Raw genomic sequence first — 23069 nt, forward strand, 5'->3', positions numbered from 1 at the left:
CCATCCGTATATTCCTTTAATGCGTAATCCACAGGGGTAGCACAGGTGGGGATATGACCAATATCCCCGAAATTGTATTCCAATCCACCTGAAGTCCAAGCTCCACGCATAGCCACATCCCTGAATTTCACTACCTCGTTAAAATACATGAATTCCTTTCCCGTGGATTTCTCTATGGCTCCCCATATCTTCCCTCCCACTTCCGGAGAAACATATACTTTGATATAATCGTTCTCCAACACCACCATTTTCCAATCCCGATACTCCCCTTGATCTGTATAACCGTCAAAACGAAAATAGGGATAGATACGGTTAATATTGGCTACAGGATCGGGGTCTCCGAACATATAGGTTTTCATGTTCAAATTTTCTTCCCGAACTGTTGCTTTTTGTGGCAGCATAGTTTGCATAATGAAAAGTGCTAAGAAAGTGAGATAAAAAGTTTTCATTTCTAGGGTTTAACACAAGTTATAAGGTTTCCAAAACCAATACCTCGAACGGTTTGAGAGCAATTTTATAAACAAGATTAGAATCGATGGTCAATTCTTCCATATCCATATCTTCCTTCCAAGGGCTCTTTAAATGGAAGGTACCTTTATATTTTTTAGGCAACTCAAAAATCTGATTGAGGTCTAATTCATACTCCACGGTCTGATTACTTGGGTTTCGTAAAAAAAGTATCCCTTTCCCTGGTTTCCAGCACGCCATTCCATACACCTCCAAATTAATAGGGCTACCACCAATCCAGTGGGTATCTACCAAGACCTCCTCGTTATCATCTGCCCATTTGGCTGCTTCGGCCAAAATAGGCCAAAATTCAGGCTTCATCTTATCATGACTAATATAGAGCTCCTGCAAACTAGAACCCGATGCAAAGGAAGATCTGACCATATCCTTAAAATCCGACTCGTTTTCGGTAATAAATCGAGAAGGATGTCCGAGATTTGCATAAGCAATACCAACGGTCATTATGGAATTTAGTGGGTAGTAGGGTGCCCTTCTGACAATGTTATTGTACAAGGTTCCATCCCTATAGGTCATGAATTTTTGACTACCATTACCTTGTCCGGCATTATGAAGATCCCCCGAACCGCGCCATGTACAATCAGCGAATTTTAGCCAAAATGGTGATGGCCAAGAGCCAACGGTGATGTTGAAATAGAGATCGGGGTCTGCTTTTCTTAGTTTTGAAATCAGTTTTGCACCGGCCTCCATATCGGGAAGGTATTTGGGTTCAGATCCCCCAAATCCATCGTATTTGAAATATTTGACGTTGTAATTGGTGACCATATCTAGAGAACGTTCATAAAAACGATTGAAATAATTATGCCCCGCTAAACTCAAGCCCATATCATTAGTTTCCAATCCTTCCCGTTTTCCTGACTCCACCCTTCTTCTTTTATTTTCCAGATAGCCACCGAACGGAGACATCCATACCCCTATACCCGAATTATATTTTGAAGATAAATTGGCCTCTTTGGCAAACCCATCGGGAAACTTTATAGGGTCAAAATACCACACTCGGTCCAAATCGTCCCAGCCGTCATCAAAAACAAAAGCATCCAATTTAATGTCAAAGGGTTCTATAAACTTGTTGTTCCACGCCGTCACCCGTTCTATAAGCTGTTCCGAAGTGAAGCTAGAGGCGCCATCATCTGTAATGTCCCACCAGTTATTGTAGTGTAGAAATTGCTCATAAGGTCTTGCCCTTTCCCGCTCTAAATAATAAAGAAAGGACCTACGTTGTTGTCCATTGGGAGCCACCCCTATAACGGACCATTCGGAAATACTTTCCCCAGGAACAAGGACATCCTCGCGGTTGACATAAAAATTCAGTATGCCATCTACTTTCTTGAACAAATGAAGAGTTCCTGTGGCTTTTTCCCTGTTTACCAGATCTACCTTTATATTATAGGTGGACTGATTGTCATATTCCTTAAGCATTAAACTGTACATGCTGCTTCCGTTATGCCCATTAAGCAATTGTGAACGTTCACTAATCACCTCACCCCCTTTTAAAAGAGAAATTTTATTGATATTAAAGTCATCCGAACCTCCTCCGTGTTCCACCGCGACCATATATTCTCCAGGACCATTTATAATCTCGGAAACATCTATGTTTTTTTGGGTTACCGAACCAATTGACCTAGCCATCAATGCCTTGCTATGGGCAATGGGATGCTCCATGCCAAAGAAAAAGTTCTTGTAGGTAATAGGCGAACCCAAGACGGAGCCTGCATAGATAGCTCCTGGCAATTTTCCATCGAAAAAAGTTACTTTCCTGATGGCTATATTTTTGCTCAAGGAGCGCAATTCAATATGCTGTTTAACATAGTTGGAACCTTCACGTAATTGAGCGGACCATTTAATGGCCAAATCTCCATCTTTAGAGATAAAATCTCCTTCCACTGACTTTCCTTTATACCTTAAAGCCTTTGTTGGCAAGCTATCGGTCGCCACGATATCTTTAATGCTTAGCGCTCCCCTTAGTTTAAAGTCGGAATTGTCCAATTTCTTCCCATCGGCGGTTTCTATGGAAAATAACGTAATAGCCTCTAGGTTTACCCTGCTACTGTCATATTTATTGGTAATTTTCTTTAGATGTACCACCTTGTCCTTAAGTTCCCAAACAACGTTTAGATCGTTATTCTCAATAATCAATTCGTTATCCTTTATTTGAGCCTTGGGAATTCCAGGATCAACACCCCAGGATAGAGCACGTAACTCATTTTTCTCTTTACAGCCTTGCAGAATACACAATCCAATAATTAATAAGTAAGTTCTTATATAAAACATATTACATTTTAAATTCTGGTGAAATAGTTATCTTAAGGTTGCCTTTTTGAGGTGTATGTTCCAATAGTTTAATACTTCCATTTTCCACCTTACAAGTCACTGTACCTTGTCCTGGCACAAACAATTTGAAATCTACATCCCAGTCTTTAGGCCAGGCAGGCAACAAATGAATCTCATCACAATCGTACTGTAGTAGCATTCTTTGAAGTGCTATCATGGCCACTGCTCCATGATCCTGATCGGGTGTCCAGTCATAATTAGGCCCCCACATAGCAGGAAATCTATAGGCCTTGTTACTAGTATTAAAATTAATTGAAGTTAATTTAGCAGCTTCATCGGTGAGTCCCAGATAGGCGGCCTTAATAGCGTTTTGTTGCCAGCCACCAGTTTGTTTAAAAGCTCTATTATGAAATGTATTTCGGGCTAACTCTAAATCAGGCTTTCCTACACCATAAGCACGATAAGGGAAAATAGCATACAATTCAGGATTTTCAGCATTTTGTTTTCCGCTGTATTCCTGGGCAGGTGCTAACATTCTCACTCCATTCATTTCACGAATAGGAACTTGAGGCATTTCACTTATAAGTCGAGCCCACTGTGTTTTATGGGAACTATTTACTTCAGTATCCGGAAGTTTTAGTAATTCACTACAAACCTTATTTATCCCTACAATTTCCGGTAAAGGATTCACCGCCACGCTGTATGTTTCGAGAGCCATGGCTGGATCAAAACGAATTTTCCCGTTCTCATCACGCTCCCAATGTTGGTCATAAAAATTAATGATTTCAGAAACCACCGGCAACAAGGTTTCTTTAAGAAACACCTTATCCCTAGTAAAAGAATAATAATCGAGCATCATTAATGAAATCTCAAGACCACTTTGCCAGTAATAACGTATAAACAAATTTTCCGTCATTCCCAATGGCAAGTTTTCTCTAGCTCTACCATAATTTCCATCCACATAGGTACCCCAGAAATACATAGTTTCAGGAAAGAATGCCCCTTGGTGACCATAGTATTTTTCAGTAGCTAATTTACGGATTGGTAATGCATCACGATACATTTTAAAAAGCGGTTTCATCATCTCAAAATCGCCTGATGCAAGCATCGCCCAGTAAGGCAATCTTGTATTTTGCCACCAATAAGGGCCTCCCCATCTACGATAATCAGCATCAAATCCTTCAAACTCCCCCTTTAAATCCTTGGTATCTACTGTAAACAAAGAACCGTTAAATTTAATTGGTGAATTTCCACGACCCGAGCACGCTAACATATATCGTTGAAGTGCGTAACCGCGATTAATATTATAAACCTCTTCTTTTTGACTCTCCTTGCTACTACTAATATTAATATAACTGCGATCCCAAAATGATTGCCACCATAATTGATGATCCTTAAACCGCTTGATCCGTGATTTCTTACCGATAGTATGAGAGATGGCCATCAGCTGAGTAGCCCAAGTATCCAGTGTAGCATTTTCAATTGTATGCGCAAATACGGAGACGGAAAATGATTTTACTTTTCCTTTGGAAGTTAAGGTCATTGGCCCTGTTTTCTCCAACTCTTTTGACTCCATCAATGCTCCAAAAGTCCTATATAATAAAGGATCTGTGTTGGCACCTATAAATTCGTCCAAGCCCTGAAGTTTTAAGTTCTCCTCCCAAATAGATCGATTATTATGATGTGCCCATAATATCTTGTCACCATACCCTTTTAAAAGAGTGTCTCTTTCTACGATAACTTTGGGAGCCCCTTCTCCATGCAAACCATATGCAGAATGTAGCTCTACAGGATTATCCAACTGACGACTTTCCGTCCTCCAGGACTCCATACTTGCCCTGGCGGTAATAGGCTTTTTACTGGTTACATTAACCTCCACTACTGGATGGTTAGCATCTACCCACACATCTATAGTAACCTTGTCTTTTCCTCCTCCTGATTCAATACGGATATTTCCATCTTTCAGAATTAGTTCTTGGCGAAAGAAGCCCCCCTCCTTAAACGGATTAGGCGTTAGCGACACCTTCACTTTTCCTATTTTCAACAAACGGGCATTTTCACTCCAAGCATCGGTTTTCGCCAAATAAAAGATTACATCACCATTCTTTTCCGCCCATACATTTATTCCTATATCACCATTTCCAGCTGGCATGGAACCCAAAGAATTTTCACTTGGGCTGTTCCATTTGACATTGTATTTATCCGTTTGGGACAAAGGCACGGAACTTTTTGGTTCTTGACCAAAAAACAACGTTGGCACCAAAAACAGAATACTTACAAATAACTGACAAGCTATGTTCTTCATTTTATGTTTCAAATTATTGTGTATAAGCTTTGTATAGATTAAAATCCCACAACACGCTTTTAATTAAAGATGATTTGCTCTACAAAACTATGAGCTACAGGATTCGTTTTCAATCGGTTATTAACATCAAGCTGACATATTATTATAGATCCTGCTCCTATTTTTAACTCCCCGGCAGCCATTGCAGCTCCGTGATCTTCTACCCAGTTAGTATTCCCCGTAGATAAAATTGGAGACCAATTATCTGATAAGACAATCTTATCTAAGAATGGAGTAATATAATCTACTTCCTCATCGTACCACATTTTAAAATCGAATGGTTTAGCGTTTTCAGTAAACCTATGACCTGTTTGAGGGGATGTAAAATAATAACTTCCCATTGAGGTATTTTGAACTTTTACTGAAGTACCACCAATATAATGATCGCCAACAGGAACGTTGTACAAAATCACTTTTTTACCAGATTTAGCAAGATTTTCTAATTCTTCCTTATGGATTTCATAATCCGCAAAGCTAGATACCCATATTACGTCAGCATTCCTCCAGTTAGGAGTTACTGTATTCCCTATATGATTTTTTAGGTAAGTGGAAGTCGGGGAAGTCTCCCCCAGAAAACCAATATTACTAGATGTAACTTGTGAAGGGCTTGGAAAGACATCGATATTCATAGTAGTCTGATCTACACTGTTCCCAGCTCCGTCAAAAACCGCGGCGCGTAATATATATGGCGTTCTTTTTTTCACCTGTGGTGCATTAAACTTTATAAAGCCCTGAAATTTTGAGCTGTTATGAGGTACTTCTGCGGCATTTCTCCCTGTATAGATTATTTTACCTCCTTGTTCTAATTGATATTTTATATAAAAATCTTTAGGGCTACTATTGGGGTCATGAGCTATCCACGATTCCACAGCCACCTCTTCCCCTTCATAGAAGTGTTTTCTATCACTACGAATACTTACTATAGTAGGCTTTAATGCGTTTCTATAAGCAAAATATCCCTTCTTTGGATTTCGATCCACGTCCATAATGGTTTTCATCCATCCTGCTGGCCAGGCATCAATAAATAAGTGTGCAGCAAAAGTCACCATACTAGAATCCCTTCGAAAGGCTTCTGTAACCGTTTCTAAAGCCCACTCCTGATGGTCTTGACTAGCATCTACCCAATCTTGTAAAGAATGTTGGGTATTGTACCACATATAATGGAATTTATGGGTCTGTGCTGCGTATATCCTATTAGCAGTCCAATTCTTATCATCCTCTTCGTCTTTTGGCAACCATTCTTTGGGATAGTATTTTTCCATTACCTCAACAGGATCCAAAGCCTCGGCACCAAACTCCCCACAGCCGTAATACCAGTCCGGTTTTACCCACTGCCAATACCCTTTATATAGCTTTCCTATCCCTAATCCTTGTCCGTTATACCAAGTGTTGTAACAATGATTATCTGGCAATCCAGGTGTAGGTGGGTCGTAATCCCCGTCCGACTTTTTAATTACTCTGTCTGGGTTTTCCTTAAGAACTGCCTCGTCCATCGCTCGGAACAGGGAAAAATACTGTTCTGGAGTGGCCATGTTTCTATGCGGATGGCCTTCTCCATTAGGGAAGCGCTCATTAATATAGGTTATTATCACATTACTTGGGTGGTTGCGAATTAATCGCTCCATTTCGGAAACCTGTCTTACACTTTCTTCCCATTGGTTATAGCGAATTCCCCCGAAAGTGGGGAAATCGGTTTGCAACATAAGCCCCAACATATTGGCATATTCATAGATTTCTGGTTGTACGGGACGTTGGGTCATCCTTAAAAAGTTCATATTGGTCAGCTTGGCCAATAAGATGTCATCAATCAGTTGATCCCAATCTTTTTTAAATACATCTTGTTGTAGGAAGCCCATGGTATTTGCTCCCCTTAATCTTATTTTCTTGTTGTTAAAATACATTCTACCCTTTGGAATAGAGACCGTATCCATTGTAAAGGAACGCATTCCAAAAGTTTGCTTTTGGGTATCTACAATTGCATCATTTTCATCCAATACATTTATTTGTGCTTGATACAACCATGGTGTATCATTACTCCAGGATCTAAATTCAGGCATTTTAACGTAGTAGGTAAAATAATTGGGACCATAGCCCAAATTGGTCCTAGTATGTTGCCAATCCGTTGGTTTTTGTAAATCTCCAATCCCAGGGATGTGCAAAGCAGAGGGTACTATAAGTGAATCTTTAACGACGGTACCTTCAAAATTTTGTCCAAATATGGAAAGGTTAAAGCTAATTGGCCTACGATCTTCATGATAGTTGTTCACTTCTATACGAATTTCGGCCATTTCTTGATTGTAAAGTGGTCTTACAAAGACATCGTTGATATGAATTGGGTCTCTAGATTCTAAATAGCAATCCTGATATATCCCCATACCGGCAGCGCCTTGATGTCCACCATCATAAAAATTATCATAACCAAGTCCGGTTACTCCATAAATCTTATCACCAAAAAAACGTTCTTTCCCTGCAGCTACAAATCCGGTAGTAGTATAATCGTTTTCTACTTGTACCAAGAGTTCATTTTCACCTTCCTTGGCATACTTACTTACATTAAACTCAAAAGGGGCAAAAAATCCCTCATGGGAACCAACATAAGCACCGTTGAAAAACACATGGGCCTTATAATCCACCGCTTTAAAATGAATAAAAAGAGCTCGGTCTTGCAACATTTCCCGAGAAATATTCATCTTTTTATAATAGTAGGTAGTTGCCCTGCCATAAGGCGCATCGAAATGGGGAACCTGTACGTTCTTCCATTGACCTTCCCCGTTAAGGGTTCCCCTAAAATTCTGTCTGTCCTCCGGTGTTTCTTGTCTCCATTGAAACTCTGTTAAATATACTCTATCTCTTGTGTTTTTAATTTCTGGAGCTTTGTTCTCCATAAAAGGAAGATACTTTTTCTTTAAGACCTCGAGCTCTTTATACAATTCCTTTTTGGTGCTAATTTCGCGCACCTCTTTAAAGGAGTGTTTCTTTCCTTTATTGAGAGGAATTTCGATTTCAGGCAATTTGGGAGGTAATTTTTCCTCCAAAAAGCTCATTCTTTCATTTTGAATTTTATTGCCTATTTCTGCAAAAAAGTCAGTCTCTTGGGCATAGAGTCCTGATAGCACTAACGATGCATAAAAAATGCAGAAATTAAGCAATATTACCCTAGAAGATTTTATCATAATTTTTAAGATATTGCATTTTTGATTAAAGAAAATGCCACTGACTTTATGCAATGGCATTTCTCTAACACAACTAACACACTAATTAACCTAACTTTTTAATCATTGAATAATTCTACAACTTCTTCTTCAGTGAGGACATAGTCAAAAATCATACTATTTGCTATTTTCCCTTCAAAAGAAATACCGTAGGATCCTGTTCCATCCTGTGCAATTCGCAGAGGATTTCCACTATTTGTATTTCCAACGTTAGACATATCTGCATTAGCTACCAAAACGCCATCTTGGTACATTCGCATATCCTCATCCCTATCTAAGGTAATAGTAAGCATATGCCAATTCCCATCATTAAATGGAATGCCACTAGTAGCAGCATCGGCTTTATTTCCTTCCCCGTCCCCAACGGCAACACGCCAATTATCTCCTCGGAAAGCTATAGATATTCCCTTATTACCGGAACTAGCCCAATTTTGATCTCCGAACATAATGGGGTCACTTGTTGAAGATGTTGTATTCACCCAAAAAGAAATGGAATAATCCCCATCATATCTAAAATCCAAATCTCCTTCATTAGCTATGGTTACATAATTAGAGCCATCAAAGGTATAGGTGAAGCGATTATCCTCCATACTCTCTATTGCATCTCTTTCATTGGTAAAAGCCAAGTTTGTGACAGCACCAACAGAAGATCTTAAGGTAATACCTGAAGGTGCGGAAACCTTATTCACCTCTTCCGGACTTAATACGTAATCATATATAACTAAATTTCCAATCTGTCCCTCAAACCAGGAACCATAACTTCCTGTTCCATCTTGTCCCATACGTATTGGGTAACCACTATTAATAATTACCCCTTCCAATGGAGAAATATCTGCGCTTCCCTGCACTTCACCATCCTGATAAATCGTAAGATTTCCACCACGGTCAATAGTTGCCATTAAAAAATGCCAATTCCCATCATTAATTGTCCCTCCATTTAAATCTACACGCGAACCAGCTCCGGCATAATTCAATTTCCAACTACCTCCAGTATAGGCAAAAATAAATCCATCATTACTTCCTCCACCCCAATCCTTATCACTAACCATTGCGGGATCACTTACAGAAGAAGTTGTTTTTACCCAAAATCCTATAGAATAGTTATCTGTGTAACGGAAATCCAGTTCGGGCGTATTTTCAACTGTTACAAGGTCATCTGAACCATCAAATGAAATTGCACTTCCAACCTGAACATCCATTTCTATAGAGGTCACTTCATTTTCCGTGACCAATCCAATAAAACTGTCTACTTTCTTTTTAAGAAATACAATAAAACTTGTGCTAACTGGAGTTCTGTCTTCAGCTCTTTCTATATCGAATGAAATACTTCCTAGAGATGGTTTCTCAAAACCCAATTTATTTTCATCATTATAAATTATCTCAAAATCGAGCGTTATCTTCTCCCCTATTTCCAAACCAAGTTCAGTAACCTCTGATTTAAACCTTTCGGATATCCATTCATCGCCAAATCGCTTAAAAGCTGTTAAGGTCAGTGCTATTGATGGATTACTAGCAGAACTTACATTTATTTTTAAGGGTCTTGCTTGAGCGACCACTTGAAGACTAATACTTTCTCCCATCCCATATCTTTCTACCTTTAGGGGGTCATAAGGCAACTCGGCTAACTCATCTGCCGTATAATCTTCTCCTGTAATTGGATTGGTATGATAGATATATACCCCCTCTTTTCCTGCGAGCCGACTATCTTCCTGAAAGCTGTCATCGTCATTACAACTTATTAGTGCCACCAAAGGCAAGAATAAGCAAACGATTTTTATATATATATTTCTGTTCATTTATTTAAATATTTAACCATTAAAGAACTTTGGATTATTATAATTCAATTTAGCCACTAATTAGTATCCAGGATTTTGCTCCATTTTAGCACCCACATTTCGATCAATCACTGTTTGCGGAATAGGAAATAAATTGTTATGCTCTTTTATGGAATTCCTAGCTGGCTCATAACCGAATCGTTTGGTTCGATCATAAATCTTTCCTAGTCTTCCTAAAGTCAGCATACGGAATTCTTCACCAAAAAGTTCTCTAATTCGTTCATCTAAAATATAATCAATATCAACATCAGCAGGATCAACTAATGGCGCTTGAGCTCTACTACGGATAGCGTTTATATCTACAGCAGCCAAATCTGGTCTATTATTACCTAGATGAGCTTCCGCTCTAAGGAGATAAGTCTCTGGTAGGCGCATTACGTAATAGTCTCTTACATATCCCCCATCCGGCTTGCCATCTAAGTGCTTATCTGTCCCAAATTTGGACCAGTTTGGGTAAATAAATTGTAAAGAATCCTCTCTAGTGGTTAGAAATGATTTAGGAATTAAATCACCTTTACTATAGGGAGCTACATCATCTGCAAAGAAGTATTTTCGTTTAATAGCTGCCTCGCTATTTCTCAAATCACTTCCTGCTCCTTTCCAAACGGTATAGTTGGTATACGTGGTAGGTCTTACAAAAGCCACTCCTCTACCTGTAGAATCTTGGGCCTGTCCATTATACCCTGCTTTTTTAAAATCCCAAAACGCACTCCACATCATTCGTTCAATTGTAGGGCGTCCAAACTGTATGGTTCCTCCTGGAACATTATATTCCATTTGCGCAACCCAAATAGCTTCTTTATTTCCCGTATCATAGTTTTGATTACCCATGCGGAAAAGATCCCAATATATATTTTTACCAGATTCATTTGCGCGTGAGCCGAAGCGACCGGTCATTAATTCGTAATCTCCATCGGAACCATCAATCACTCGTGTAGATGCTGCAATTGCTCCTTCCCAATCCTTCAACGAAATACTTACCTCTGCCAACAAATGATCAGCGGCTGCCCTTGTAACTTTTCCGGGACGGGATTCCGTAATAGGAAGATGGTTACTGGCAAATAATAAATCGTCCTTTGCAAATTGCCAACATTCCTCTCGTGAGTTTCTAGTGAAATCTACCTTAGGTGCTATCACTGGTGCATCTAAAATTGGAACTCCTCCAAAAATATTGGTCAGGTTACGATAAGCAAAAGCCCTGAAAAACCTACCTTCTGCAATAATTTCATCTCGTTCTTCATCACTACTCCATTCCACTCCTTCTCTTTGGGCAGCATCAATTACCGTATTGGCATAATTTATAATTTCATATTGCCAGGTGTACCATCGACTAGAATATCCATCAAATGAGTTGAGTTTTGACCAATCATTGAAGATACTAGAGTCATCCCTAGGGAAGAACATAGCGTCCGTACCTAAACCGAGTGGCCAAGCATCGGTATCCCCGTCACCGGCATTATAGAAATTCTGAACCTTCCTATACATAGAGCCTAAAAGTGATTCAAATTGTGATTTGGTCAAGAATGCATTTTCTGTAGTAAGAGCATCTTTACGATTTTCTTCTAAAAAATCTTCATCAGAACAGGATATTAACACAGACAATAACCCTATTACGATCCAAAATGTTATTTTATATGATTGCATATTTTTCATATTTAAGTATTAAAAGCTTAAGTTAACCCCTAAGGTAAAAGTTCGCATCACTGGATTAGAACTTCCAATAGTACCAGCGTTTTCGGGATCTAATCCTACCCAATTTGTTTTAGTAAAAAGGTTTTTCCCCGAAACGTATAGTTTTAATTCATTGACCCCCAACAGATCCTTAACTCTATTGTCAAAATTATATGCTAAGGATACATTTTGCAGTCTTAAAAACTCTCTGGATTGCCAAAATCCATAGCCAAATGGATTTCCATAATTTGGTCTTGGAACTTTATTGCTTTGATTATCTGGCATCCAATATTCACGACCGGCCAACCAGTTACCAACAGTAGGTACTGTTCCTTGAAAGGCGGTTCTGTTTTGGGCCAAATAGTAATTGTCTTTTCCTCCTCCTGCAACGAAATTCAAATCAAAATAAAACTGGAAATTCTTATATGTTAAGGTATTGGACATATTTGCTCTGAAATTTGGTGCAGTGTAGCCAATAATAGAGCGATCAGCGGCGGTAATCTGACCATCGGGTTGACCTGTGAGATTTCCTTCTTCATCTTCCCCATTAATATCCCGTATTTTTAAATCCCCAGGTTGAAATCCATAGGTGTTTATATACTCGGTATCCTCTGTTTGCACAATCCCATCAACGGTGTAATCATAAACCGCTCCAAGGGATTTACCAATAAACCAACGGTTACCAATATCATCGTCTTCAAAGCCATCACCATCGGCATCAAGGCCAGTAATACTGGCAATTTTATTCCTATTCAGTGAAAACACCACTCCTGTACCCCACTGAAATTCTGGTGTTTTTATATTGATCGTATTAAGTGTAACCTCTATACCTTTGTTATCAACCCGACCTAAATTAGTACGTACAGAGTTATATCCAGTTATTATAGGTAGGTTACGATTTAATAATAAATCTGTTGTTTCGCTTTTATATAAATCTATGTCTCCGGAAATCCTACCATCTAAAAAGGAAAAGTTAGCTCCCAAATTGAGCGCAGTAGTTGTCTCCCAAGATAAGGATTTGTTTGCTAGGCTGGATGGATAGGAGTAATTAAAGGTCTGATCTCCAAATACGGTTTGACCACCACCCACATTGGCTAAAGTTTGGTATGGACCTATTCCTTGGTTTCCATTTTTACCATAGGAAGCACGTAATTTCAGATATTCAAATTTAGGAAGTGTGTTTCGCATAAATCCTTCCTCACTTACTGTCCAGGCTACGGAAACACCAGGAAAACCTCCAAATTTACTACCTTCGGCAAAGGCGGAATAACCATCCCGTCTGTAAGTTGCAGTAAGGTGATACTTGTTATTAAAAGAATAATTAATACGACTTAGGTAACCTACATTGGAAAATTCGCTTATAGATGTTTTTCCTCCTTTCTTAGTAGGGTCAGCTAAATCCAATCCATAAAATCCAAGCACAGAAGTTCCAGCATCAGAAAAATCACTACCACTGAACTCCACCATTTCATTAATTGTTTTATCTCTGGTATATCCCAAAAGGACATCAATTCTATGGTCTCCAAAAGTGTTGTTATATTTCAGTAAATTGTTTAGTACCCAGCTGTTTCCTGTATCGGTACGTTTATACCCGTATGCTTTATTTAAAAATCGATCAGGATTTTCTATTTCTTCAGGGTTATCGGTATTGACCTCACCAAATTCGTGATGAAAAAAACCTTGATCATTCACTCTCCTAGACTGCGTATAGTCTAGGCGGTAACTAAGTCCCTTAATAAACGGAATATCTATATCTAGGAATCCTGATCCCCTTATACCCCAGCGCTTGTCTAGATCATCATCATAATATCCCGCTTCACCAAATTGTGGCTGCCCCCAATAGGGATTGTATAAAAATGAATTAGTGGGATAACGATCAAGAACATCGTCATAACCTTCAATATATTTATAACTATATGGAGTGTACCACGTTGCTATAGACATCTGAGGTGATGCTCCTGAATAATCACTGGAATCATAATACATGTTTAAACCAATAGATAACCAATTGGTAATGTCATTGTCCAATTTTGCTGTGAGATTAAATTTCTCATAGTTGTCATTGTCCAAAACCCCATGTTGATTCAATAAACCTCCAGAAATATAATAATTTGTCTTATCGGTTCTGCCCGACACACTCATTTGATAGTTCTGTATTGGGGCAAATTGGGTAACTTCATCAAACCAATTCAATTGATGGCCTTCGTTGTAGGCTTTATACTCTTTAGGAGATAAAATTTGGGGAAGTGTTAAATCTTCTGTTCCTTGCAGTTCTAAGTTATCTCTACGCCACCTTATAAACTCTCCACCTTTTTTCATTTCTGGCACCCTTGTCCAATCCTGTACACCAGTATAGTGATTAAAACTAATTGTGGGTTTGTCTGACCTTCCTTTCTTTGTAGTAATAATTATAACCCCATTGGCTGCGCGGGAGCCATAAATTGCTGAGGAACTCGCATCCTTTAAAACGTCTATAGTAGCGATATCATCGTTGGGAATTGTATTGAGACTTCCATCGAAAATTACACCATCGAGAACAATAAGCGGAGCATTGCTGGCATTAATAGAATTCTGACCTCGTATTAATAAATCAGGAGATCCACCAGCACTGGATATTGCCCCTATATTGACTCCAGGAGTAGTACCCTGCAACATTTGCAAAACGTTAGTCGTGGGCTGCAACGCTATAGGCGTATTCTCCACACTTACACTAGTAATAGAACCGGTAAGATCTCTCCTTGTGGAAGTGCCGTACCCAATAACAACAACTTCCTCTAAGTTGGCTGCATCTTCCTCCATTATTAAGTTTAGTTGATTTCTACCTTCTAATTTAAGTTCTACTGTTTTCATCCCTAAATAAGAAAACACCAAACTACCATTAGGGTCGTTCACAATAATAGTATAGTTACCATCAAAATCGCTCACTACTCCATTATTGGTATTCTTCTCTAAAATGTTGACACCAAAAATGGGTACAGAGTTGGCATCCGTAACGGTACCAGAGACGGTTAATGTTTGGGCACTTAAAAAAGAAAAAGCCCCAAAGCACATGCCTAATAATAAAAAGTACATTTTTTTCATAGATGGTTCAGTTTAGTTGTTAACAGTTATTTAACAATCAATATTAAACAATATCAGGTCTACTCCTTTGAACACATCCGTTTAATACTATAACAGTATCGGAAGACTAACACATAATCGGAAATAGGTTGTCCATTTTCGGTATCAGAACCCATATTCAATCCAAAACGATATATTTACTAATATGTAAATTTTAAATGCAATGGATCTTCGTAAAATATTAGCAAAATATTTTCCAATTTTCTTTTTGACTTGTACAATTGGCCAGGCTCAGTTTATTAATTACACCAAAAAAGAAGGATTGTCTTCCAATAATATTGAGCAAATAAGTGAAGATGACGAGGGATTTATTTATATATCGGGCTACTATGGCCTAAACGTTTTTGATGGGACCTCTTTTAAGGTTTACGACCAATATAATACGGAGGGCTTTAGCAGTGAAATTGCCTGCACTCTACCATTAAAAAAAGGTTATGTGCTAATAGGTACTTTGGACAAAGGACTATTCCTTATGGATAAATATAATCAAAAAATTATACGCTTAAAGTTGTCTTCTTTTCCTATTAATGACCTTATAGCTGTAAGACAGCTTTTTTTGGACAATGAGAACAATGTATGGATTGGACTACAAGATGGTCGAATCCTTACCTTCAGTAGTTCAGAAATAACAAGAAACACCTCCATTAACAATACTCCTATAAAAACCACTACGGTTGCCAATACGAACTTCGCTATAAAGTCCTTTGTAAAATCGGGCAAATATATTTTAGCGGGTGGAAATGATTCTCGAATTATTAGGATAAAAAGAAGCGCCGATAATTATATAATTGATTATCCAATAACATTAAAGGAAATCAATCAAGTTTCTAGTATGAATATCATAGGAGATTCACTATATATAGGCACTAACAATGGAATCTTCCAATTGAATAATTTGGATGGATTAGATCAACAAAGCCCCCTTCTTATAGACACCCCATGGAAGTTAAAAGGTTCTATAATTAGAAGTATATCAGTTCATAAAAACAATATTTGGATAGGGACCGAAGGAAACGGACTGTTTAAGTATGATAGAAATGGTAAAGAAATAGATCATTTCACGTATGTAGAGAATAAAAGAAATACTATCAATTCTAATTATGCTCTTAACACCTTGGTGGACAGCAATGAAAATTTATGGGTAGGTACTTGGTTTGGAGGGATAAACCTCTTAGACTTAAATGATAAGAATTTTGAATTTGTTTATGATAGTAAAAGTGAAATAAATCTTTTTTCAAACATCGTATGGGCAATAGCGAAAACACCTAAAGATGAATTTTATCTTGGAACCCATGGTAACGGATTAAGTAAATATTCCCCAGGCAAAAAAAACTTTGTATCCCTACTAAAAAGCCCGGAATTAAAATCTATTACCTCTCTTTATTACGACGAAAATTTAGAACTCTTATTTATTGGAACATGGGAACATGGGGTTAAGGTGTTTGATCCAATAAAAGGGAAATTGATACTTAATGAATTCGATTTTAAAATTTTAGATAAGGAGAGAATTTACACGATTACAAAGGGTCCCGACAACAATTTATGGATAGGAAGTTTTAATAAAGGACTATTCACTTATTATTACAAGGAAAATCGTCTCGAAAAATTCCAATTTAGCGACGATGAGACATTGAATAACACCGATATTCGCTGTGTGCTAAAGGACACCAACGAAAATAAATTATGGGTTGGTTCCACTAAAAACGGCTTATTTTCCATACAGTTCACGTCGGGAGGAAAGGCCCAAAAAACAAAACATTATCCTGTATTCAAGAATTCAGGTCAAAAAATTATCGCAGAAAATCTGTTTAAAGACTCCTTAGGCAACGTCTGGATATTATGTCGCAACGGAATTGGTAAAATAAACTCCGATAATTCTCCGATTAAGTTACCATTTTTAAATGGTGGAATCACTACAGGTATGATAGAGGATTCCCAAAATAAGTTATGGATAAGTACCTATAATGGAATATTCATATATGAGCCTACCACACAGAAGCTTAGCTCAATTTTAACAGAACACACTTTTTCCGATATTCTTTTTATGCCAGAGAAAGACCTGGTGTTGGCCGCCTCGGATAATGGACTCTTTATATCTACGACCAAAAGGTCAAAACAAAGTCACAGCCATCCGAATATTACATTTTCCAAATTAAAAATTTTAGACCAGCCCATAAAGCCACTAGATCAATATAGAAACGTCCAAATACTACATAAAAACTTAAACTACTGCGACTCCTTAGTGCTGCCCTATTTTTCCCAAACTTTTTCAATAGACCTAAATGCAATTTCTTTTTCTAGAGAGTCCAAGGAGCAGTTGCGATATAGACTAAATAATTTTGAAGTTGGATGGAATTTCTCCAATACTCTCTCAGCAACTGCATCCTACACTAATGTTCCCCCAGGAGAATACGTATTTGAGGTTCAAACTTCCGATATAAATGGGGAATGGGGATCTAATTCTCGTACCCTTACAATTATTAAAGAAAAACCTTGGTGGGCAACGCTACCTGCTTATTTTATCTATGCAGGGATTATTATACTTGTTATCTATATTGTATACAGAGAAATTAGGGATCGGATAAAAATTAAACAAGAACTAAAGATTGAAAAAATTAAGCAGGAACGAGAATCTGAAATTTACCAACAAAAAATGTCTTTTTTCACCAATATCTCCCATGATATTAGAACACCTTTAACTCTTATAATAGGTCCCTTAGAGGAAATTTTGATTAACCATCCCTTGGAAAAAATAGTTGAATCAAAACTTCAGCGGATGCTTAAAAATTCTCGTATGCTGCTTAGCTTAGTAAATCAAATATTAGATTTCAGAAAAGCAGAAACTGACAATTTAAAATTAGACCTTAAGCAAATAGACTTAAATTATTTTATACAAAACATTCATTATCAATTTAGTGAATTAGCCGAAAACAAAGAAATTGATTTAGATATTTCCTCTCCTGAAGAAAAAATATGTGTAATAGCGGACCCACAAAAATTAGAATCAATCTTTTTCAACTTGCTTTCCAACGCCATTAAATTTACACCAAAATATGGTCAGATAATGATTCTTTTTACTAGTGATAAAAACTACATTACCATTATTATAAAAGATACTGGAATAGGCATTCCAGAAAATGAAATGGATAATATATTTACGCGTTTTTATCGCTCTAAAAACAATAAACACTTACAAGGAACAGGCATCGGTGTTGCTTTGGTTAAAAAATATATAGAATTGCACCAAGGGACTATTAATGTTAAAAGCATAGAGAATGTGGGAACAGAATTTATTATACAACTTCCTGTACTCACGGAGCAGGATGCTTACCCTATACATATTTCAATTACCGAAAGGCCACTTGTCTCCTCAAACGAAACAATGGGCACTACTAGTTCTACTAAAAAGGCCACTGTACTAGTGATTGACGACAGTTACGACATTAGGGAATACTTGAAGGAAATCTTGCAAGAAGATTACAACGTTCTTACTGCAGATAATGGAAAGTTAGGTTTATCCATCACAAATAAGAGGTTGCCACATCTCGTGATTAGCGACATTATGATGGAGGGTATGGATGGTGTTGAGGTTTGTGAACGGATAAAAACCAACTTGAATACTTCCCACATTCCCGTTATTTTATTGACAGCAAAAAACTCTATGGATTCCAAAATAGAAGGTTTTGAAAAAGGAAGCGACGCTTACTTAGAAAAACCCTTCAATAGTAAACTATTATTAACAATGGTAAAAAAGCTTATTGAACATAGGGAAACTTTAAAAAAGAAATTCCTTCTTTCTACCTCCTTTATAGAGGAGACCACCCCCTCAACTGTTGATGAAGAATTTATTGAAAAAGTAATCAAAATCATTCATAATCACATATCAGAGTCCGAATTTTCCGTACAAGAGCTGGCCGATAAATTAAAAATGAGTCAAGATCAAATTTACCGAAAAATTAAGGTGTTAACTGGATTATCTACGATCCATTTTATAAGGTTAGTTCGTTTAAAAGAAGCCGCAAGATTGCTTGCGGATAAACGTTACACAGTGAATGAAATAGTTTATATGGTGGGGTTCAACAATCCATCTTATTTTACAAGATCCTTTAAAACAGAATTTGGGGTACCTCCTTCTGAATATTTGCAGTCACAAGAAGTTAATCACGAATAATTAGTGATTTATATTTTCATCCCTATTTCAATATTATAATATAGGTTATAAAAAAAAACATCTAAAACTCCTTCTAACTAAGGGTCATTGAATTCGATTCTTTTCATAAGGGAGCCTAAAGTCAGTGAACTCTTAAGTATTCGAATTACAAATTCATAGAAAACATTATTATTTAAGCCACAATTAATCATAGTTTCCGAAACAGAATAGATTTTTTCAGTGCAACTTCTGTTTCATCAAGATTTCTATTTAAGTCCTAAAATAAGAAACAGCCATCTGGAATTTGAATTAATTCTAAACATACCCAGTAATTGATTGTCACCTGTGTGTTCCCTCACAAAAGAGCCGAATTCTACAGGTCGGCTTTAACGTCGTACAAGTGGAAAAAATCAAACTCTCACACTTCGTGCCACTAGATTTATAGAATTTTGGGTGGTTACTAAACTTAACTAAAAGGACGTATAGTTAATTCTTTTCAAGAATTCAAAACGGTATCCAACGCATCATCTGTATCCCTATGGATAAAATTAGCCTGATAATTGAGTGTAGTTTGCAAATCGATATGGCGGTATAATTTTTGCAGCATCAGGGGTGATGTTATCTGAATTGATATTTTCACAACAAGCTAACAAACTGCCATATAAGGATTTGTGAAACCCTATAAAACCAATATCTTTCACGCTCATAACCCGAAGGTCACTGGTTCGAGCCCAGTTCCCGCTACTAATAAAACCAGCTAGAAATAGCTGGTTTTTTCATTTTACGCAAATAGGATTCTTACATTAAACTTTTAAAATAGCCACATTCATAAGCGTAAATTCAAATAAAAATATTAACTTTAAGTTCTGTCTGATTACCCCCCCCCACGAAAGTATCACAGAAACGACATTACCCCCTCCCCACCATCAGTGTTTATTGAAGTGGAGAATAATTTTTAAGTGCATAATAAAGAAATCGTTTTAGTAATACCTCCTAGATTCTTAAATATTTTTAAGAATTTAAAAAACCAAATACAACACTTTGTAGAACAACCAGTTGTTACATCTATTTATCTAAAACCCATATGATTTAGCTGAAAATAACAACCAATTATTTATATCATGAAAAAAATAATTAATGGATTTAACAATGTTCTATTTGATGATTCTTCAGAATATAAATTTGATCAACTACATGAAACAAAATTTTTGTCAGAAGTATTTACTTCGTTGTCACAATTGATGAAGGATGAATTTAACGATTATCTTTTTTTTATTCTATCATCTCATGATCGAAATATAATTCCTTCCAGTGCTAAGTTTAAAACGGAAAAACAGAAAATCATTATAGTCCTTTCTGATGAATCCGGAACAGTTCCTGAGTATTTATCCCCACATTATTACGCAATATTTAAAGCATATATGCAACCTGATAAGATTTTGGATAACAATATTTTCAATTTCTCATTAGGCTGTGTTAAGAGCGTCCCTGAACTACCCATTACACCAATAAACGATAGAGATTATTCTGTTTTTTTTATTGGAAATTTAAATAATTCTAGGATTAAGTTTTATTTTTCATTAATCTCTACAATAATACCTTGTAATTGGTCTTTTTTAAACAATTTATCTCGAATAAAGAAATTGATACTTCCTATAAAATCGAAGTTTGATAATAGGTTCCCCAATTCCTATATCCGATTTACAAATGGATTTATGCACGGAATTACGCCCATTGAGTACGGCCAAATTATTGCTAATAGTAAAATTGTACTGTGTCCAAAAGGTTTTGTATCCTCTGAATGTTTCCGTCATTATGAAGCAATGAGAGCCGGCTGTGTTATAATTTCCGAAAAACTTCCAGAAACTCACTTTTACCAAGGTTCTCCAATTATTCAGGTAAATAGTTGGAAAGAAGGGTTAAAGAGAGCCACCTACTTACTTAATAATCCTAAGGAATTAGAGAAATTAAATAAATTAACAAGAGATTGGTGGAACGAAAGGTGCTCTGAAGTTGCCACAGCCCAATATATGCAATCATGCATCTATCAACTACAAGCAGTAAAATGCTAGGATCCTGATTAATAGTCAATGATGTATACTAATTATTCTTCTGACGCGCCGTATTCTACATAACAAAAGGTATTGTTGCTACTATACCAAATGAGATTAGTCATTTAACTACAACACAGGCCGTTTCCCTGGGCTCATTAAAATCTCCGACACACCAATTATCCCAACGATCAACTTTAAATCATGAATATGGAGATATGTGACTTTACGTACCATAAATATAAAAAACGGTAATGAAGGAATCGTCCATATTCCCATAGATGGTATCAGTCTGTAAATTGCTCTTCGGTTGCATCTCACTATTTTACTATAACACTATTAAGTAGTGAAATCCAAATATGAAAAATGCATAATCACAATTCTATTAAGTACTTTTGAAAAATCTATGAAAATTTCTATTAAATACAATGAAAAATTACTTTCTATTAGCCCTGTTTCTTCTTAATGGACTAATCTCCCATTCTCAGGAAAAAGAAGAAGCCAAAAAAGAAAGCTGGGATGTATCTGAACCAGCACTACCCTACAAAACAGTTTCCATTACCTCGGATGAGGGATCTTGGATGAGTCTAGATGTAAGTCCAGATGGCAGTCAGATTGTTTTTGATATGCTTGGGGATATCTATACCATGCCTATAACGGGTGGTGATGCAACCTTAATTAGAGGCGGACATGCTTTTGAGGTACAGCCTAGATATAGTCCGGATGGCAAGAGCATTAGCTTTACTAGCGATGCTGGTGGGGGAGATAATATATGGGTAATGAATACTGATGGCTCCGATGCCAAACAGATAACCAAAGAAGATTTTAGATTGGTAAACAATGCGGTATGGTCCGTTGATGGAAATTATATTTTCGTTAGAAAACATTTTACTGCATCGCGTTCCTTAGGGGCCGGTGAAATTTGGATGTACCATAAATCTGGCGGTAAGGGCATTCAGCTCACCAAAAAGAAAAATGACCAACAAGATGTTGGTGAACCATGGGCCTCCCCAGATGGTAAATACGTTTATTATAGTGAAGATGTGTACCCAGGTGGTTTTTTCCAGTATAACAAAGATCCTAACAGTCAGATCTATGCCATAAGCAGATATAACCTAGAAAATGGTAAGATTGAAAGGGTAACAGGTGGTCCTGGAGGCGCAATTCGTCCAGTAATTTCTAATGATGGAAAGGTAATGGCCTTTGTAAAAAGAGTTAGGGAGAAAACAGTACTCTACCTACATGATCTTGCTTCTGGAAAAGAATGGCCTTTATACGATCAACTTAGTAAAGATCAACAAGAAGCATGGGCGATATTTGGCCCATACACCGGGTTCAATTTTACTCCAGATGATAAGCATATTGTTATCTGGGCACAGGGAAAAATCAAAAGAATAGACGTTAATTCCCTAGAAGTTAAAGACATACCCTTTTCGGCTACTGCAGAGCACAAGCTTGTAAATGCCTTACGATTTAAAAATGACCCTTCCCCAGAAACCTTTAATCCAAAGGCCATTCGCAACGCGGTAACCTCCCCCGATTGGAAAACCCTAATATTTGGATATACTGGAGCATGCTGACCCCTCTAAAGCCTAATCAATAAGTAACTGCCGTTCTGGCGGATGCTGACCCCCCTTTGAAAAATAAGATAGCTAGATTTTTAAATTATTCTGGAGCATGTTGACCCCTCTGGATGATTTATTTGGGAGCATGCTGACCCCCCTAGCTATTTTCTTTCTGGTTTTGGTTTATTTGATGAATACCATCAAAAAGATAACCAATGGCCGGAAAATCAAAACCAATGAGTCAAGTAAAACAAATACTTCGCCTGCACTGCCAGGGAAAAGGATTTAAAACCATTGCCAGGACCCTGTCGGTGAGTAAAAACAC

The 23069-nt window shown here is 37.3% G+C and carries 10 protein-coding genes and 1 pseudogene; 3 read left to right on the forward strand and 8 right to left on the reverse strand.

The genetic code is table 11. The annotated features are described in order from the left end of the window. From G466_RS22570 to G466_RS0117980, 7 genes are all read right to left on the reverse strand, one after another. Positions 1-449: DUF5107 domain-containing protein (locus tag G466_RS22570; protein ID WP_034236106.1), on the reverse strand; the 449-nt coding region annotated here is incomplete at its 3' end. A 19-nt stretch (positions 450-468) separates the two neighbouring features. Beyond that, positions 469-2796: an alpha-amylase family protein gene (locus tag G466_RS23325; protein WP_051315752.1), complete on the reverse strand. Its 2328-nt coding sequence runs from the start codon at positions 2794-2796 to the stop codon at positions 469-471. A gap of 1 nt (position 2797) precedes the next feature. Then, complete coding sequence (locus tag G466_RS0117960) at positions 2798-5101, reverse strand: DUF5703 domain-containing protein (RefSeq protein WP_026814873.1); 2304 nt, start codon at positions 5099-5101, stop codon at positions 2798-2800. Between the two features lie 59 nt (positions 5102-5160). Continuing rightward, positions 5161-8313, reverse strand: coding sequence for a glycoside hydrolase family 2 (locus G466_RS22580; protein WP_051315753.1), 3153 nt, complete (start codon positions 8311-8313; stop codon positions 5161-5163). Positions 8314-8411: 98 nt separating this feature from the next. After that, positions 8412-10148, reverse strand: a complete 1737-nt coding sequence (locus G466_RS0117970; protein ID WP_026814874.1) for a LamG domain-containing protein — start codon at positions 10146-10148, stop codon at positions 8412-8414. Between the two features lie 60 nt (positions 10149-10208). Further along, entirely contained in the window at positions 10209-11831 is a 1623-nt protein-coding gene (locus G466_RS0117975) for a RagB/SusD family nutrient uptake outer membrane protein (protein ID WP_169720772.1), read from the reverse strand. 18 nt (positions 11832-11849) lie between these two features. Beyond that, positions 11850-14939: a SusC/RagA family TonB-linked outer membrane protein gene (locus G466_RS0117980; RefSeq protein ID WP_026814876.1), complete on the reverse strand. Its 3090-nt coding sequence runs from the start codon at positions 14937-14939 to the stop codon at positions 11850-11852. 202 nt (positions 14940-15141) lie between these two features. Between G466_RS0117980 and G466_RS0117985 the strand changes: the two genes are divergently transcribed. Continuing rightward, complete coding sequence (locus tag G466_RS0117985) at positions 15142-19149, forward strand: hybrid sensor histidine kinase/response regulator transcription factor (RefSeq protein WP_026814877.1); 4008 nt, start codon at positions 15142-15144, stop codon at positions 19147-19149. Between the two features lie 475 nt (positions 19150-19624). Here G466_RS0117985 and G466_RS24540 read toward each other — a convergent pair. Further along, positions 19625-19741 (reverse strand): annotated as a pseudogene (locus G466_RS24540) (recombinase); the annotation flags it as partial. Between the two features lie 508 nt (positions 19742-20249). On the opposite strand from G466_RS24540, the gene G466_RS0117990 reads away from it, so the two are divergent. Together G466_RS0117990 and G466_RS0117995 are read left to right on the forward strand one after the other, a co-directional pair. After that, positions 20250-21200: a hypothetical protein gene (locus G466_RS0117990; protein ID WP_026814878.1), complete on the forward strand. Its 951-nt coding sequence runs from the start codon at positions 20250-20252 to the stop codon at positions 21198-21200. Between the two features lie 407 nt (positions 21201-21607). Then, complete coding sequence (locus G466_RS0117995; protein ID WP_026814879.1) at positions 21608-22759, forward strand: TolB family protein; 1152 nt, start codon at positions 21608-21610, stop codon at positions 22757-22759. Positions 22760-23069: the final 310 nt, after the last annotated feature.

The organism is Arenibacter certesii DSM 19833 (assembly GCF_000429545.1).
GTDB classification, from domain to species: domain Bacteria; phylum Bacteroidota; class Bacteroidia; order Flavobacteriales; family Flavobacteriaceae; genus Arenibacter; species Arenibacter certesii.